At 59.4% G+C, this 14,660-nt stretch carries 12 protein-coding genes; 10 read left to right on the top strand and 2 right to left on the bottom strand.

The features are described 5' to 3' along the window. Positions 1–24 precede the first annotated feature (24 nt). Together tssI and ABVN21_RS01495 are read left to right on the top strand one after the other, a co-directional pair. Complete coding sequence (tssI, locus tag ABVN21_RS01490; protein WP_339556092.1) at positions 25–2,079, top strand: type VI secretion system tip protein TssI/VgrG; 2,055 nt, start codon at positions 25–27, stop codon at positions 2,077–2,079. Next, positions 2,079–2,906 carry a DUF4123 domain-containing protein gene (locus ABVN21_RS01495; RefSeq protein WP_339556093.1) on the top strand — a complete coding sequence of 276 codons (828 nt, stop codon included), beginning with the start codon at positions 2,079–2,081 and terminating at the stop codon, positions 2,904–2,906. Before tssI ends, ABVN21_RS01495 begins: the two co-directional genes overlap by 1 nt. Before the next feature lie 7 nt (positions 2,907–2,913). Here the strand turns inward: ABVN21_RS01495 and ABVN21_RS01500 are convergent, their stop codons facing one another. Continuing rightward, the gene (locus tag ABVN21_RS01500; RefSeq protein ID WP_339556094.1) at positions 2,914–3,378 is read right to left on the bottom strand and encodes a methylglyoxal synthase; all 465 of its coding nucleotides are present in this window, start codon (positions 3,376–3,378) and stop codon (positions 2,914–2,916) included. Between the two features lie 133 nt (positions 3,379–3,511). After that, positions 3,512–4,513, bottom strand: a complete 1,002-nt coding sequence (gene gap / locus ABVN21_RS01505; RefSeq protein WP_339556095.1) for a type I glyceraldehyde-3-phosphate dehydrogenase — start codon at positions 4,511–4,513, stop codon at positions 3,512–3,514. A gap of 220 nt (positions 4,514–4,733) precedes the next feature. Here gap and edd point away from each other — a divergent pair, with 220 nt between their 5' ends. The 8 genes from edd to ABVN21_RS01545 all read left to right on the top strand — a co-directional run bounded on the left by edd (position 4,734) and on the right by ABVN21_RS01545 (position 14,660). Further along, complete coding sequence (gene edd, locus ABVN21_RS01510; RefSeq protein ID WP_339556096.1) at positions 4,734–6,560, top strand: phosphogluconate dehydratase; 1,827 nt, start codon at positions 4,734–4,736, stop codon at positions 6,558–6,560. Next, positions 6,557–7,507 (top strand): glucokinase, encoded by a 951-nt coding sequence (locus tag ABVN21_RS01515; RefSeq protein ID WP_339556097.1) that lies wholly within the window; start codon positions 6,557–6,559, stop codon positions 7,505–7,507. The genes edd and ABVN21_RS01515 overlap by 4 nt, the downstream gene beginning before the upstream one ends. Positions 7,508–7,680: 173 nt before the next feature. After that, positions 7,681–8,412 (top strand): response regulator transcription factor, encoded by a 732-nt coding sequence (locus ABVN21_RS01520; protein ID WP_339556098.1) that lies wholly within the window; start codon positions 7,681–7,683, stop codon positions 8,410–8,412. After that, the gene (locus ABVN21_RS01525) at positions 8,402–9,871 is read left to right on the top strand and encodes an ATP-binding protein (protein WP_339556099.1); all 1,470 of its coding nucleotides are present in this window, start codon (positions 8,402–8,404) and stop codon (positions 9,869–9,871) included. Before ABVN21_RS01520 ends, ABVN21_RS01525 begins: the two co-directional genes overlap by 11 nt. Positions 9,872–10,078: 207 nt before the next feature. Further along, positions 10,079–11,338 carry an AGE family epimerase/isomerase gene (locus ABVN21_RS01530; RefSeq protein ID WP_339556100.1) on the top strand — a complete coding sequence of 420 codons (1,260 nt, stop codon included), beginning with the start codon at positions 10,079–10,081 and terminating at the stop codon, positions 11,336–11,338. Between the two features lie 118 nt (positions 11,339–11,456). Then, complete coding sequence (locus tag ABVN21_RS01535; RefSeq protein ID WP_339556101.1) at positions 11,457–12,758, top strand: ABC transporter substrate-binding protein; 1,302 nt, start codon at positions 11,457–11,459, stop codon at positions 12,756–12,758. Positions 12,759–12,913: 155 nt separating this feature from the next. Continuing rightward, positions 12,914–13,822: a sugar ABC transporter permease gene (locus tag ABVN21_RS01540; RefSeq protein WP_034149180.1), complete on the top strand. Its 909-nt coding sequence runs from the start codon at positions 12,914–12,916 to the stop codon at positions 13,820–13,822. Then, positions 13,815–14,660: a carbohydrate ABC transporter permease gene (locus ABVN21_RS01545; protein WP_056852625.1), complete on the top strand. Its 846-nt coding sequence runs from the start codon at positions 13,815–13,817 to the stop codon at positions 14,658–14,660. Before ABVN21_RS01540 ends, ABVN21_RS01545 begins: the two co-directional genes overlap by 8 nt.

Raw genomic sequence — 14,660 nt, forward strand, 5'->3', positions numbered from 1 at the left:
ACCAATTTTTTAAAGGACTAAACCATGTTTGATCCACAGGCTCGACCACGCTTCTATTTCGATATCACCGGGTTGCGGCACGACTTTCAGGTGCTGGCGTTCAAAGCCAGTGAATCGATCAGCAACACTTACGAGGTCACTATCGAGTTAGTCAGCGAGCGCTCATCCATCGATTTCGAGGCGCTGCTGCACAAGCCTGCGTTCCTCGGCTTCGGCCCTCCGGGCGAGGGCTTGCATGGATTGATTCATAGCGTTGCGCAACACGAATCAGGTAACCGCTTGACCCGCTATGAGCTGACATTGGTCCCGCAACTGGCGTACCTGGCGCTGTGCAGTGACCAGCGAATTTTTCAGCAACGGAACATCGAGCAGATCATCACTGAGGTCCTGAAACAGCACGGCATACTCGGCGATCTGTTCAGTTTTCAGCTCGGCCCCACCCACTATGAACCGCGCGACTACTGCGTGCAGTTCAACGAAACCGACCTGGCCTTTATCGAACGGCTCTGTGAGGAGGCCGGTATTCACTATCATTTCCAGCACAGCCCCCACGGGCATCTATTGGTGTTCGGCGATGACCAAACCTGTTTTCGACGGTTAGCCCCGTCGTCGTTTCATCCCGCCAGCGGGCAGGTCGCCGAGTACCCGGTTATCAACCGCTTTAGCGTGCGCCAGGCCACTCGACCCAGCCACGTCATGTTGCGCGATTATAATTTTGAAAAACCCAATTGGCGTCTTGAAGGGAAGGCGGGCAGCCCGGCCACTCCGCATCTGGAGAAATACCAGGCGCCGGGACGTTTCATCGCTGGGGATGAAGGCAAGCGCCTGGCAACGCGCAGCCTGGAGCGGCAGCGCAGCGATTGCCGGTTAGGGGAAGGTGCCAGTGACCTTGGTTGCTTGCACAGCGGTCATTTCCTGGTCCTGCGTGACCATCATTGTGCTCAATGGAATGACCTTTGGCTCCTGACCAGCCTGACGCATCAAGGACAGCAATCCCAAGTATTTGAAGAAGCGATAGCCAGTCACATCCATGCCTCGGACTTTCAGGGCTATCGCAATACCTTTACCGTGACACCGTGGGATGCCCTGTATCGGCCGCCGATAAAACACACTAAACCGACCATTTCCGGCAGTCAGACCGCCAAAGTCACCGGACCGGCGGGGGAGGAGATCCACTGTGATCAATACGGTCGCGTCAAAGTGTGTTTTTACTGGGACCGGTCCAATCCGCAAACCGATAAAAGCAGTTGCTGGTTGCGAGTGTCGACCGTTTGGGCTGGCGACGGTTACGGGGTCGTCGCCGTCCCGCGTGTAGGAATGGAAGTGTTGGTCACCTTTATCGATGGCGACCCTGATCGCCCGATCATCTCCGGTTGTCTGCATCACCTCGTCAATCCAGTCCCCCATGCATTACCCGAGAACAAAACCCGCAGCGTCTTTCGCAGTCGCAGTTCACCCAAGAGCGGCGGGTTTAGTGAGTTGCATATTGAAGATCGCCTCGGACGAGAGCTGATCTACCTTCGCGCGCAGCGAGATATGAAACAGAAAATTGAGCACGACAGTCGGCTGGAAGTCGGTCACGTACGCCTGGAAACCATCAGGGGAGTCAGCACCAGTGTGTTCGAAGCCGAAGAGCACCGCACGACGACGGGTGATCGGAAAACCCGGCTGATGGCCAATGATCATCTGCATGTCGCGCAAAACAGCCACACTTATGTGGGTGAGGTGTTGGTCGCGGAGGCGGGGCAGGAGGTTCATTTCAAGGCTGGTGTGAAAGTGGTGTTCGACGCGAATGAAAACCTGACCTTGAGTGCTGGCGCGCACCATCTTGTGATCAATTCCAGTGGCATTTTCAGCAGTTGTGCAATCGAGGTGGGCGGCAGTCCAGCGCGGGGTACGCCTGCTGCGCCGTTGATACCGGGTGCAACGCAGGCATTGTCGTCTCACGCCGAACGGGCGCCAGTGATTGCTTTAATCCAACGGACCTTGATGGCAGTTGCTACCGAGCAGGGCGCAGACGTTTGTCCGCTCTGTGAAGCTTGTCGCGAAGGACTCTGTTCTATTGAAGGAGCGGCTTGATGAACAACGTGCCGGTAAAGTGGATGGCCAGCCAATTACAGCGGGGCCATATCCTGTGTCTGGTTCTGGATGCAGATGCAGTGCCCGAGTTTCACCAGCGCCTGCTGCGAGTGAGTCAAGGCGAGCAATATCGCAGCGTTTACAGCGCAACCACGGTCGCCAGCCTGGAGACGGCCGGTCCTTTCATTTTTCTGATAGGTGACCTCGATCTGTCATTGCTGAATGAATTGATCGAAGGATCTGTGCGTGATTGGGGATGGCTGGCGAGCCTTTGTGATCGTGATCTCGAGGGACTGGTCAGACACTGGCGCGAACGCTTGCTAGTCGGGCAACGGCCGCAACAGGCGCTGTACCGTTTTCACGATAATCGAGTGCTGGCGCGGGCACTGGCTCACCTTCCGGAGTCTGCATATCCGGAGTATCTCGGTCCGGTCATCAGTGTTTGCTACTGGCAGGGTGAGCACTGGGCGACTGCGGAAAATCCGGCTCCAGGTCACTATCCAGTCTCCGACAGCCCGCAATGGCTGGATGTTCCAGTGCCGGCAAGCCAGGGGAGGGCGATATTGTTGGCCAATATTGGTCAGTATTTGTTGGCCGAGCACAGTGAGGACCTGGCCCGAATGCCTGAAAACCTGTCGCCGAAAGCCTGGCTGATAGAACAGCTCGACCTGGCAGAACGATGGGGATGGCAGACGCCGGAGCAGCTGCAATTTTTGGTGGTCGAGCGTCTGCGGGAGATGCACACGCCTGGTATCAGAAACTGGGCTCCGCGACCCGAAGAGTCGGCGCAGGCTCATTTTGAACGCCTGCGCAGCATGGGACCTTAGGCGCGCTTTAACACCGACCCGACAAATACGCCGTGTAATCCGGAATCCGGTGCTCATGCGCCTGATCCATCAACGGGCTGCTGAGCAGGTAGTCGGCGCTGCATTCGTTACACGCTACCGGAATGTTCCACACCGCCGCGACGCGCAACAACGCCTTGATATCGGGGTCGTGTGGCTGCGGTTCGAACGGGTCCCAGAAGAACACCAGCATGTCGACCCGTTGCTCGGCGATTCGGCCGCCGAGCTGTTGATCGCCGCCCAATGGGCCACTGATCATGCTTTCTACGGGCAAGTCGAGGCGTTGTTGCAACAGCAACCCCGTGGTGCCGGTAGCGACCAGCTCATGCTGAGCAAGTTTGTCTTTTTGCCGCTCGGCCCAGTCCAGCAAAAACACTTTGCAGTGGTCATGGGCGACCAGGGCGATGCGCTTGCGCGCGGCCATGGTCTTTTGCGTAAAACTGATACCGATCATGGGGTGTTCCACAGGCGATTTGCGAGGGGGATGCTGAGGACGCCATCGCCAGCAAGCCGGCTTCTACAAGGTCCGTCGTATACGATCCCTGTAGGAGCCGGCTTGCCGGCGATGGCGATTTTGCAGGCGAACATTACTCGGCGTTACACAGCGCCAGGCAGTTATCGAGCATGCGGTTGGAGAAACCCCATTCGTTGTCGTACCAGGCCAGCACCTTGAGCAGCTTGCCGCTGGACTTGGTGTGGTTGGCATCGAAGATCGACGACAGCGGGTTGTGATTGAAATCGCTCGAAACCAGCGGCAGTGTGTTGTAGCCGAGGATCTTCGAGTGCTGGCTGGCTTCCTTGAGCAGCGCGTTGACTTCATCGGCCGACGCTTCGCGTTTGAGCTGCACGGTCAGGTCGACCAGGGAAACATTGATCACCGGAACACGCACCGCCATGCCGGTCAGTTTGCCTGCCAGTTCCGGCAGCACCAGGCCGACCGCTTCGGCGGCACCGGTCTTGCTCGGGATCATGTTCTGGGTGGCCGAACGGGCGCGGTACGGGTCGGTGTGATAAACGTCGGTCAGGTTCTGGTCATTGGTGTAGGCGTGAATCGTGGTCATCAGACCGCTTTCGATGCCCAGTTCGCGGTGCAGCACTTGGGCCACCGGGGCCAGGCAATTGGTGGTGCACGATGCGTTGGAAATAATCTGGTGCGACTGGCGCAGAATGTCGTGGTTGACCCCATAAACCACGGTGGCGTCGGCGCCCTTGGCCGGAGCCGAGATGATGACTTTGCGTGCGCCGGCCGTAATATGCGCGGCGGCTTTGGCGCGGTCGGTGAACAGACCGGTGCATTCGAACACGACATCAATTTTTTCCGCCGCCCAAGGCAGGTCGGCCGGATTGCGAATGGCGCTGACCGCTATACGGTCGCCGTTAACGGTGAGGCTTTCCTGATCATGCTGGACATCGGCATCGAACGTGCCGTGAACCGTGTCGTACTTGAGCAAGTGCGCATTGATCGCGCTGTCACCCAAGTCGTTGATGGCGACGATCTGCAAATCCTGGCGATAGCCTTGGGTATAGAGTGCCCGGAGGACGTTACGACCGATACGGCCAAAACCATTGATTGCGATTCGAAGAGTCATTTATCAGCGCCGCCGTCGTTTTGTTGTTGGAATTACAAGATTATTCGCAAAAAAATAGAAAACAAGCCTTTTTAGTGGCAATATTTTGTTCAATCTACAACGAGTGACCTGAATCAACTGGTCCAACCGATCAAGAAAACCGTCTGTCATCCCATCGACACCGGCCTTTGATCAGCATAGACAATCAGGTCGCCACATCCGTTAGCCTGGAGTTCTACACATGCATCCCCGCGTCCTTGAGGTCACCGAACGGCTTATCGCCCGCAGCCGCGCCACGCGTGAGGCTTACCTTGCACTGATTCGCGGTGCGGCCAGCGACGGTCCGATGCGCGGCAAGCTGCAATGCGCCAACTTTGCCCACGGCGTGGCCGGCTGCGGCAGCGACGACAAGAACAGCCTGCGGATGATGAACTCCGCCAACATCGCCATTGTTTCGTCATATAACGACATGCTCTCGGCGCACCAACCGTACGAAGTCTTTCCGGAGCTGATCAAAAAAGCCCTGCGTGAAATCGGCTCGGTTGGCCAATTCGCCGGTGGCACCCCGGCCATGTGCGATGGCGTGACCCAGGGCGAACCGGGCATGGAACTGAGCCTGCCCAGCCGCGAGGTGATCGCGCTGTCCACCGCCGTGGCGTTATCCCACAACATGTTCGATGGCGCGCTGATGCTCGGCATCTGCGACAAAATCGTCCCGGGCCTGATGATGGGCGCGTTGCGGTTCGGTCATTTGCCGATGATTTTCGTGCCAGGTGGGCCGATGGTCTCGGGCATTTCCAACAAGCAGAAAGCCGATGTGCGCCAGCGCTATGCCGAAGGCAAGGCCAGCCGCGAAGAGCTGCTGGAGTCGGAAATGAATTCCTACCACAGCCCCGGCACTTGCACCTTCTACGGCACCGCCAACACCAACCAACTGCTGATGGAAGTCATGGGCCTGCACTTGCCGGGTGCTTCCTTCGTCAACCCGAACACACCGTTGCGTGACGCCCTGACCCGCGAAGCGGCGCATCAGGTGACGCGCATTACCAAACAGAACGGCAACTACCTGCCGATCGGCGAAATCGTCGACGAGCGTTCGCTGGTTAACTCGATCGTGGCTTTGCACGCCACCGGCGGCTCGACCAACCACACCTTGCACATGCCGGCGATTGCCATGGCGGCGGGTATTCAGTTGACCTGGCAGGACATGGCCGACCTCTCCGAGGTGGTGCCGACCCTGAGCCACGTCTACCCGAACGGCAAAGCCGACATCAACCACTTCCAGGCGGCGGGCGGCATGTCGTTCCTGATCCGCGAGCTGCTGGAAGCCGGACTGCTCCACGAAAACGTCAACACCGTGCTGGGTCACGGCCTGAGCCGCTACACCCAGGAACCATTCCTCGACAACGGTGAACTGGTCTGGCGTGAAGGCATCACCGAAAGCCTCGACGAAAGCATCCTGCGCCCGGTCGCGCGCGCGTTTTCGGCAGAGGGCGGTTTGCGGGTGATGGAAGGCAACCTCGGTCGTGGCGTGATGAAGGTGTCCGCCGTGGCGTTGGAAAACCAGATTGTCGAAGCGCCAGCGATGGTGTTCCAGGATCAGCAGGATTTGGCCGACGCGTTCAAGGCCGGTCTGCTGGAGAAGGATTTTGTCGCGGTGATGCGCTTCCAGGGCCCGCGTTCCAATGGCATGCCGGAGCTGCACAAAATGACGCCGTTCCTCGGTGTGCTGCAGGATCGTGGCTTCAAAGTCGCGCTGGTGACCGACGGACGCATGTCCGGCGCGTCGGGGAAAATCCCGGCGGCCATTCACGTCAGCCCCGAAGCTTATGTGGGCGGTGCTTTGGCGCGAGTGCAAGAGGGCGATATCATCCGCGTCGATGGCGTCAAAGGCACCCTGGAGCTTAAGGTGGACGCCGAAGAATTCGCAGCGCGCACGCCGGCCAAAGGCCTGTTGGGCAACAACATCGGCACCGGTCGCGAGCTGTTTGGTTTCATGCGCATGGCCTTCAGCTCCGCAGAGCAGGGCGCCAGCGCCTTCACTTCTGCCCTGGAGACGCTTAATTGAAACTGGCTTTGGTCGGTGACATCGGTGGGACCAACGCACGTTTCGCGTTGTGGAAAAACCAGCAGCTGGAATCAGTCCAGGTGCTGGCGACGGCAGATTTCGCCAGCCCGGAAGAGGCCATCAGCCTCTACCTGAGGGGGCTGGACCTGGCGCCGGGTTCGATCGGATCGGTGTGCCTGTCGGTGGCAGGCCCCGTGAGCGGCGACGAATTCAAGTTCACCAACAACCACTGGCGCCTCAGTCGCAAGGGTTTTTGCCAAGCCTTGCAGGTGGAGCAACTGTTGCTGGTCAACGACTTCTCGGCCATGGCCCTGGGCATGACCCGTTTGCAACCGGGCGAATTTCGCGTGGTCTGCGAAGGCACGCCGGAGCCGTTGCGTCCGGCGGTGGTGATCGGTCCCGGTACGGGATTGGGCGTTGGCACTTTGCTCGATCTGGGCGAAGGGCGTTTCGCCGCGCTGCCGGGGGAGGGCGGCCATGTCGACTTACCGCTGAGCAGTCCGCGCGAGACTCAACTGTGGCAGCACATCTTCAATGAGATCGGCCATGTCAGCGCTGAAACGGCGTTGAGTGGCGGCGGTTTGCCCCGCGTCTATCGGGCGATTTGTGCGGTGGACGGTCATACGCCGGTGCTCGAAACCCCGGAGGCGATTACCGCTGCCGGTTTGGCGGGCGATCCGATTGCCCTGGAAGTGCTCGAACAGTTCTGCTGCTGGCTCGGCCGCGTGGCTGGCAACAACGTGCTGACCACCGGTGCGCGCGGTGGTGTGTACATCGTGGGTGGGGTGATTCCACGGTTTGCCGATTTTTTCCTCGAAAGCGGTTTCGCCCGGTGCTTTGCCGACAAGGGCTGCATGAGCGATTACTTCAAGGGGATTCCGGTGTGGCTGGTGACGTCGCCGTATTCCGGATTGATGGGTGCGGGTGTCGCACTCGACCAGGCTTGAGACCCGGTCGTCTTGATCGCTGGCAAGCCAGCTCCTACAGGTTTTCGGTGTTCTTCCGTTCGCTACCCATTCTGTAGGCGCTGGCTTGCCAGCGATTGGGTATTCACCTGACACAAAGATCCATGTTCGATCAGGCATAATCCGCCCAATTCAAACAACAAGGACGCCGCCCCGTGAGCTCAGTCAACAAGTCGATTTTGTTGGTCGATGACGATCAAGAGATACGCGAGTTGCTGGACACCTACCTGACTCGCGCTGGTTTCCAGGTGCGCACCACGCCCGACGGTGCCGGTTTTCGTCAGGCGCTGAACGATGAGCCGAGCGATCTGGTGATCCTCGACGTAATGCTCCCGGACGAAGACGGTTTCAGTTTGTGTCGCTGGATTCGCCAGCACCCGCGCCGGGCCCAGGTGCCTATCATCATGCTCACGGCCAGCTCCGACGAGGCTGATCGGGTCATCGGCCTGGAGCTGGGCGCCGACGATTACCTCGGCAAACCCTTCAGTCCGCGTGAATTGCAGGCGCGGATCAAAGCCTTGTTGCGCCGCGCGCAGTTCGGCCAGGAGCGTTCCGGAAGCGAAGTGCTGGCCTTTGATGACTGGCGTCTGGACATGGTCAGCCATCGGCTGTTTCACATCGATGGCGAAGAAGTGATTCTGTCCGGCGCCGATTTCGCCTTGTTGAAACTGTTCCTCGATCATCCGCAGGAAATCCTCGACCGCGACACCATCGGCAATGCCACGCGCGGCCGTGAGTTGATGCCGCTCGATCGCATTGTCGACATGGCCGTCAGCCGTCTGCGCCAACGCCTGCGTGATACCGAAAAACCACCGCGCCTGATTCGCACCGTGCGCGGCAGCGGCTACCAACTGGCAGCCAACGTGGTTACCAGCAATGGTCACTGAGTTCCTGCGCAAACTCGCCGGACGGGTGCCGGTGCCGCGCTCATTGCTCGGGCGCATGTTGTTGCTGACGCTGTTGGCGGTCTTGTTTGCACAAGCGTTGTCCAGCGTGATCTGGGTCTCGCAATTGCGCGCAACACAACTTGAAGGCCTGGTCACCAGCGCCCGTAGCCTGGCGCATTCGATGACCGCCAGTGTCAGTTACTTCCGTTCGTTGCCGGTGGCGTTCCGGCCGTTGGTGCTCGATCAGTTGCGCAGCATGGGCGGCACGCGGTTCGTGGTGACGCTGAATGACAAACCCCTGGGCATGGAAGTGCTGCCGATCACCCCTCGCAAAGAGGCGGTGATCAAAGCGGTGGATGAAGTGTTGCGCCAGTCCCTTGGCCATGACACCGATATTTCGGTGACTTTCGTCAGCCCTGAAGATCTGCGGATCTTCAACGCCGGTCTGAAACTCGACGAACTGCCACGCTCCTGGGCGCATTACGCGCTGACCCTGGAGCCGGTGAATCCACCCGTACTGGTCACCCAGATCCAGATGGCGCCGGGCGAATGGTTGTACATCGCCTCGCTGTTGCCCGAGCCCTATACCAGTCTTGAGGAGCAAGGCCTGCCATCGCAGCAGGTGTGGTTCATTGTGCTCACCAGCGGTTTTTTGCTGTTGTTCATCGGTCTGCTGGTGCACTGGCAGAGTCGGCCGCTCAAGCGCCTGGCGCGGGCGGCGCGAGATCTGTCGTTGGGGGCTGACGTCGAGCCGGTGGCCGAAGGTGGCGGCAGTGAAGTGGTCGAGGTGGGGCGTGCCTTCAACACCATGCGCGAACGCATCAGCCGTTATCTGACTGAACGCAGCCAGTTGTTCAGCGCGATCTCCCACGACCTGCGCACGCCGATTACCCGGTTGCGGCTGCGGGTCGAATTGCTCGAAGACGAAAAGCTACAAGCCAAATTCAGCCGCGATCTGGATGAGTTGGAGTTGCTGGTCAAGGGCGCGCTGCAATGCGTGAAAGACACCGACATCCACGAAAACATCGAGCCGGTGGATCTCAATCACGTGCTCGATTGTCTGGTGGAGCCGTACTTGGCACCGAACGGCAACGGCCGTGTGACTCAGCATGGGCGGGCATTGGCGGCGTATCCGGGCAAGCCGCTGGCGCTCAAGCGCTGCATCGGTAACCTGATCGACAATGCCCTCAAGTACGGGCAAAACGCGCACCTGCACATCGATGATGACGACAGTGCGTTCGTCTTGCATGTCGATGACGAAGGACCGGGGGTTCCGGAGCAGCGGCTGGAGCAGGTGTTCGAACCGCACTTCCGGTTGGCCGGGCAGCAGCAGGGCTATGGGTTGGGGTTGGGGATCGCGCGCAATATTGCCCATAGCCATGGCGGTGAAGTCAGCCTGCAAAACCTGCGAGAAGGCGGGTTGCGGGTGACCTTGCAGTTGCCTCGAACAATAGAGTAACGCACCCGTCCTTGTAGGAGCCGGCTTGCTGACGATGGCTGAGTGTCAGTCAACGAATTCATCGACTGATCTACCGCTATCGCCAGCAAGCCGGCTTCTACAGAGGAATGTCACAAATTGGTGACATAACTCGCCTCCTTCGTTACAAGCTCCGCACCTTCCGTTGTTTATGCTGCCCCTCAGTCATAACAACAAAAAAGGTCCCCCATGCACACCTTCCAACCGGCCTTCAGCAGTTGGCTGAACGCGCCCGCTCATCAGCAATGGCTCGTCGCCGAAGGCCTGCGCCTGCTGGCGTTTGCCAGGGCATCCAAGCTCCCTGACGGCTTTGGCAATCTGGATGAAAAGGGCCACCTTAAAGCCAATGCCCAAGCTGAAACCATGAACACCGCGCGCATGACCCACAGCTTCGCCATGGCGCACATTCAAGGCTTGCCGGGTTTTGCCGAGCTGGTGGATCACGGCATCGCTGCCCTGCGAGGGCCGTTGCGCGATGCGCTGCATGGGGGATGGTTCGCCGTCGCTGAACACCGCGACGGCAATACAGGCAAGAACGCCTATCTGCATGCGTTCGTCGCGTTGGCCGCCAGTTCCGCGGTGGTTGCGCAGCGTCCCGGCGCGCAGGCCTTGCTCGACGATGCCATTGACATCATCGACACGTACTTCTGGAGCGAAGAAGAGGGCGCCATGCGCGAATCCTTCAATCGCGACTGGAGTGAAGAGGAGGCTTATCGCGGCGCCAACAGCAACATGCACGCCACCGAAGCTTTTCTCGCACTGGCCGACGTCACCGACGACAATCGCTGGTTGTGCCGCGCGCAACGCATCGTCGAACGAGTCATTCACGGTCATGCTGCTGCCAACGACTATCTGGTGATCGAGCATTTCGACCGTAACTGGCAGCCGCTGCGCGAGTACAACCACGACAACCCGGCCGACGGTTTCCGTCCTTACGGCACCACGCCGGGTCATGGTTTCGAATGGGCGCGGCTGGTACTGCATCTGGAAGCGGCGCGGGTTCAGGCCGGCATGTTGACGCCCGGATGGCTGGCCACCGACGCGCAAAAACTCTTCGAGCAAAACTGCCGCCACGGTTGGGACGTCGACGGCGCGCCGGGCATTGTGTACACCCTCGACTGGGACAACAAAGCGGTGGTCCGCCATCGCCTGCACTGGACCCATTGCGAAGCCAGTGCGGCTGCCAGTGCGCTGCTGCAACGTACCGGCGATAAGCAATTCGAACGCTGGTACCGACTGTTCTGGGAGTTCTGTGACAGTCATTTCATAGACCGTTGCGACGGCAGCTGGCATCACGAACTCGATCCATTGAACCGCCCAAGTGCCGATATCTGGCCGGGAAAACCGGATCTTTATCACGCCTGGCAAGCCGTGCTGATCCCTCGTCTACCCTTGTCACCCAGCATGGCAACGGCTCTGGCGCAATTGTCCCAGACCGGTTCTATGTAACCATGCAGTGACATTCGCACGTCCCTTCGTTACCTGCGCAGGGACATCCCCTGTTTAAACTCCTATGCAGCGCAAGCACCAGACTTGCATGCATAACAACAAGAAAGGTACATCTCAGATGAATGCGATTTCTCGCCTCGCTACTGTCATTTCTGTCGCCTCCCTGTTCCCGCTCGCCATTCTGCCTCTCAGTGTTTCCGCGGCCGATTCCAAAGGTTCGGTGGAAGTCGTGCACTGGTGGACGTCCGGTGGTGAAAAGGCTGCCGTTGATGTACTCAAGGCCCAAGTCGAAAAAGACGGTTTCACCTGGAAAGACGGCGCCGTGGCTGGCGGTGGCGGTGCGACGGCCATGACCGTGCTGAAAAGCCGCGCGGTTGCCGGCAACCCGCCAGGCGTTGCGCAGATCAAGGGCCCGGACATCCAGGAATGGGCGTCGACCGGTCTCCTTGACACCGATGTCCTCAAGGACGTTGCCAAGGAAGAGAAGTGGGACAGCCTGCTCGACAAGAAAGTCTCCGATACCGTGAAGTACGAAGGTGATTACGTGGCCGTGCCGGTGAACATTCACCGGGTGAACTGGCTGTGGATCAACCCGGAAGTCTTCAAGAAAGCCGGTATCACCAAGAACCCGACCACCCTCGAAGAATTCTACGCCGCTGGCGACAAGCTCAAGGCTGCCGGTTTCATTCCGCTCGCCCACGGCGGCCAGCCTTGGCAGGACAGCACCGTGTTCGAAGCCGTTGTGCTTTCGGTCATGGGTGTCGATGGTTACAAGAAAGCCCTGGTTGATCTCGACAACGGCGCGCTGACCGGTCCGGAAATGGTCAAGGCCCTGACCGAACTGAAGAAAGTCGCGACCTACATGGACGCCGACGGCAAAGGCCAGGACTGGAACCTTGAAGCGGCCAAGGTCATCAACGGCAAGGCCGGCATGCAGATCATGGGTGACTGGGCCAAATCCGAATGGACCGCTGCCAAGAAAGTCGCCGGCAAGGACTACGAGTGCGTAGCGTTCCCGGGCACCGACAAGGCGTTCACCTACAACATCGACTCGCTGGCGGTGTTCAAGCAGAAAGACAAAGGCACAGCAGCCGGTCAGCAGGACATCGCCAAAGTCGTGCTGGGCGAGAACTTCCAGAAAGTCTTCAGCATCAACAAAGGTTCGATCCCGGTGCGGAACGACATGCTCGCCGACATGGGCAAGTACGGTTTCGACTCGTGCGCCCAGACCGCGGCCAAGGATTTCCTGGCTGACGCCAAGTCCGGCGGCCTGCAACCGAGCATGGCGCACAACATGGCGACGACGCTGGCGGTACAGGGTGCGTTCTTCGATGTCGTGACCAACTACATCAACGACCCGAAAGCCGACCCGGCCGATGCGGCCAAGAAACTCGGCGCGGCGGTTCAGTCGGCCAAATAACCGCAAGCAACGCCGGCCCCTGTGTCGGAGCCGGCTTGCTGGCGATGGCTGAGTGTCAGTCAACGGATCCATCGACTGATCTACCGCTATCGCCGGCAAGCCGGCTCCTACAAGGGATCTGCATGTAGTCTTCATTCCTGTTACTGGATTTCCCCATGAGTTCTGTTGCTGTGTTCAGCAAGGCCTCGCCGTTCGATGCATTGCAACGCTGGCTCCCAAAACTGGTGCTGGCGCCGAGCATGTTCATCGTGCTGGTGGGCTTCTATGGCTACATCCTGTGGACGTTCGTTCTGTCGTTCACCACTTCGACTTTCCTGCCGAACTACAAATGGGCAGGCCTGGCGCAATACGCGCGGCTGTTCGACAACGATCGCTGGTGGGTGGCGAGCAAGAACCTGGCGCTGTTCGGCGGCATGTTCATCGGCATCACCCTGGTGATCGGCGTACTGCTGGCGGTGTTCCTCGACCAGCGCATCCGTCGCGAAGGCTTCATCCGCACCATTTACCTGTACCCGATGGCGCTCTCGATGATCGTCACCGGTACGGCCTGGAAATGGCTGCTCAACCCGGGCATGGGCCTGGACAAATTGTTGCGTGACTGGGGTTGGGAAGGCTTCCGCCTGGACTGGCTGATTGACCCGGATCGCGTGGTCTATTGCTTGGTGATTGCTGCTGTCTGGCAAGCCTCGGGTTTCATCATGGCGATGTTCCTCGCCGGCCTGCGCGGCGTTGATCAATCGATCATCCGTGCCGCGCAGATCGATGGCGCGAGCATGCCGCGCATCTACTGGAAAGTGGTGCTGCCAAGCCTGCGTCCGGTGTTCTTCAGTGCGGTGATGATTCTGGCGCACATCGCGATCAAGAGTTTCGACCTGGTGGCGGCGATGACGGCCGGTGGCCCGGGTTACTCCTCGGACCTGCCAGCGATGTTCATGTATTCCTTCACCTTCAGCCGCGGCCAGATGGGCATGGGCTCGGCCAGTGCGATTCTGATGCTCGGTGCGATTCTCGCAATCATCGTGCCTTACCTGTACTCCGAGCTGAGGACCAAGCGTCATGACTAGTCTCGCTGCCAAACCTGCGATCAGCCTCAGCCGTATCGCGATCTACGCGGTGCTGATCCTCGCCGTACTGCTTTACCTGATTCCGCTGGTGGTGATGCTGTTGACCAGCTTCAAGACCCCGGAAGACATCAGCACCGGCAACCTGTTGAGCTGGCCGACCGTGGTCAGCGGCATCGGCTGGGTCAAGGCCTGGGCCACGGTTGACGGTTACTTCTGGAACTCGATCAAGATCACCGTTCCGGCAGTGCTGATCTCCACGGCCATCGGTGCCTTGAACGGCTACGTGCTGTCGATGTGGCGCTTTCGTGGTTCGCAGTTGTTCTTCGGCCTGCTGCTGTTCGGTTGCTTCCTGCCGTTCCAGACCGTGCTGCTGCCGGCTTCGTTCACCCTCGGCAAGATGGGCCTGGCGAGCACCACCACCGGCCTGGTGTTCGTGCACGTGGTCTACGGCCTGGCGTTCACCACGCTGTTCTTCCGTAACTACTACATCAGCATTCCCGATGCACTGGTGAAAGCGGCGCGCCTCGACGGTGCGGGTTTCTTCACCATCTTCCGCCGGATCATCCTGCCGATGTCGACGCCGATCATCATGGTCTGCCTGATCTGGCAGTTCACGCAGATCTGGAACGACTTCCTGTTCGGGGTGGTGTTCTCCAGCGGTGATTCGCAACCGATCACGGTGGCGCTGAACAACTTGGTCAACACCAGTACCGGGGCCAAGGAATACAACGTTGATATGGCAGCGGCGATGATCGCCGGGCTGCCGACCCTGCTGGTCTATGTGGTCGCAGGCAAGTATTTCGTGCGCGGGCTGACGGCCGGCGCAGTCAAGGGGTAA

Source organism: Pseudomonas sp. MYb327, from assembly GCF_040438925.1.
In the GTDB taxonomy this organism is placed as follows: domain Bacteria; phylum Pseudomonadota; class Gammaproteobacteria; order Pseudomonadales; family Pseudomonadaceae; genus Aquipseudomonas.